This window comes from Ilumatobacter sp., assembly GCF_041688325.1.
In the GTDB taxonomy this organism is placed as follows: Bacteria; Actinomycetota; Acidimicrobiia; order Acidimicrobiales; family Ilumatobacteraceae; genus Ilumatobacter_A.
Window position 1 is genome coordinate 1 of the sequence record NZ_JBDNIJ010000216.1, and the last position, 2,747, is coordinate 2,747.

Below are 2,747 nucleotides of genomic sequence, written 5' to 3' on the forward strand. Positions count from 1 at the left end.
ACCAACCGGACCGACTTGACCACGATCGAAGCCGACGAGTTCCATCGCAACCACGCCATTGTCGAACTCGCCATCAGAGAACTCAAAGACGGCGGCGCTGCTCACATCCCCTCCGGTCACTACCCGGCGAACGCCGCCTGGTTCGCGAGCGCGGTCATCGCCCACAACCTTGGACGCTGGACCATCACCCTCGGCGAACACGAACCCGCCAACACCCGAACACTGCGCGTCCGGATCATCGCGGTCCCCGCTGTCGCGGTGAACCGGTCCGGCCGACACACACTTCGTTTCCCGAGCCGTTGGCCCTGGCAAGAAGCCTTCACCACCATGCTCGCAAACCTCCGCGCACTCCCCGGCCCAGCCGGCTGACACACATCCCGCGGTCCGACGCGCCGCAGAACCCGACCCAGCGTCACGAACCCTCGAAAAACATCCGAACCCGGTTCAACACACCCCAAACCCGGTTCAACAGGACTACAACTCGCTCGCTCCACACCCACCACCATCGGCGGACCCCGAGACCCCACGAGGTGGATTCAGGCTTAGGGGCCGCACGGATAGGGCGCGACCAGGGGTTTCGCGGATCGGCGGCGACCAGTGAAGGCCTGGTCACGGCCTCGGACCGAACGGCGATCCCGAAGGCCGATTCACCTATCTGCTGAGCACCTTAGTATGACTTCCATGTTTGATGTCACTCGGTCCCCGCGTGTTACGGAGTACTCGCGCGATACCTGGCCGCCGCCTGACGCCGGTCACCAGAGTGGCGTTGGGCAGGTTGATGGGGCCGCCAATGCTGGCCCCAGGCCACTCGGACGCCGAGGGTTTCTCGCTGGTTTGGCGGGTGCTGTCGCAGCCACTGCAGTCGCGTCGAGTGCCGAAGCAGCGATCCCGCTTGGAGCCGGTTACTACGAGCCAGTCACGCAGGTTCGGCTCGCGGACACGCGTCGGTATGCGCCGTACACGAACCAGTTCAAGAATTTTGAACGCATTTCCGATCGGGTCATCCGGATTGATGTTCGCAACCAGATAACGCTGAACCCGGGTCAGAAGGCGATTGCTGCGGTTGTTTCGCTCGTGGCAATCAACAACGGTCAGCCCGGCTTCGTCCGTGCGACTCCTGCTGGCGACGACTCGGTGGTGGCGAACGTTCTGATCGAGCCGAACGACGCGATTGTCGCGAACCTCGCCACGGTCAAGCTGAGCGCCGACGGCAAGATCGACGTTCTGGGCCTGAATCCGTACGACGTGATCGTCGATATCTCCGGCGTGTACGTGGAGACTTCGTCGAAGCGGAAAGGCGGGCGCCTCAAATTGCTCGACCAGACCGTCCGGGTGGTCGGGCCGTTCTTCGTCGGCCATAACGAACGCAAGACCATCGTGTTGAATCAGATCGATTCGAGTGCCAAAGCAGTCGTCGCGAATGTCACGGTTGCGGGAGCGCGCGCTGCGGGCTTCCTGACGACACTTCCGACTGGCCTGGCCACGGTTCCGACCGTCACCACGGTCAACTTTTCCAGTGGCGAGACACGTGGTGCGGGTGCAGTCATCAAGACCGGCCTGTCGGGCGGTCGTGCTGCGATCGACGTGTTCATGATTGGTGGCGGCGACATTTACGTCGACGTGGCGGGCTACATCACGGGCGACAGCGATTCCGAGTCGGAGTCGGGCCTGTTCGTTCCAGTGAAGCCGATTCGCCTGCTCGACACTCGCCGTGATTCTGACATCGCCAAGGCTGGCGGGAAAAGGCGCTTGTGGCCGGGATGGTCGCGCGCATTCACGTTGCCGAACGGACGAAGTGGGTTCCCAGTCACGGGTAAAGCGTTGGGGCTGGCGATGAACCTCACGTCGGTGAACAGCATGAACGTCGGCTTCGTCACCGTGCTCGGCGCTCAGACTGTGCGCCGCGAGGTGTCCAACCTAAACATCAGCCGAGTCGGCCAGACCGTCGCGAACCATGTGATTACGCCGGTCAGCACCAAAGGCGTCGAGTGTTTTTCGCTCCACGGTGCGCACATCGTGTGTGATGTCGCGGGCTGGTATCTCGGTTCGCCGATAGCTGCGACCCGGGGCAAGACGGTCGATCCGGATCCGCCGGCCGCGCCGTTCAACTGGGTGTTGAACGTCCCGCGGATGGGCCTGCTCAACCTCGTGATGGCGAACGCGACCAGCGGCGACCCGGTTGTCGACATCGGAGAGTCGTGGCACTGGACGAACACCGGCTTGATCGGTCAGTCGGGGGCATCGATCGTCGTCTTTGGTCACCGCACTGTGAGTACGCCGAAGGGTAGTGGTCCGTACCGCAACCAGCACTGGCTGGAGAACGGTGACCGGATGTATGTCGAAACTCCTGACGAGCGGTTGTACACGTATCGCTTTGTGCGTGAGGAGCTGACGACGAACGAACCGTTCGACATTTTGACCGCATCTCGCCGTACCAGCGGGTCGACGTTCATCCTCGTTTCCTGCACCGGCACGAGCTCCTCCTTGTCTGACCAGCCGCTTGGTGGCGTCCGCTACCGGATCGTGTCGACCTTCATCCTCGAGCAGTGGGCAGATACGCAACCCAGCATCCCCGGTTGACGCCTTTCGTGAGCCGTTGGCTTGTTGCATTCATCAGCACGCGTCGTCACCGTTCGAAAATCCAGTGACGTCGCTATCGTCATGCCCCACGCCGGGTTAGCTCAGTTGGTAGAGCACTTGATTTGTAATCATGAGGTGGCGAGTTCGATCCTCGCACCCGGCTCCAA

At 62.2% G+C, this 2,747-nt stretch carries 2 protein-coding genes and 1 tRNA gene; all 3 read left to right on the forward strand.

The annotated features are described in order from the left end of the window. The coding region (locus tag ACH2EI_RS12385) for a transposase (protein WP_395160240.1) at window positions 1–369 on the forward strand (369 nt) is incomplete at its 5' end. Window positions 370–681: 312 nt separating this feature from the next. Beyond that, window positions 682–2,580, forward strand: coding sequence for a sortase domain-bontaining protein (locus ACH2EI_RS12390; RefSeq protein ID WP_395160242.1), 1,899 nt, complete (start codon window positions 682–684; stop codon window positions 2,578–2,580). 90 nt (window positions 2,581–2,670) lie between these two features. After that, a tRNA-Thr gene (locus ACH2EI_RS12395) sits at window positions 2,671–2,746 on the forward strand. Window position 2,747: the final 1 nt, after the last annotated feature.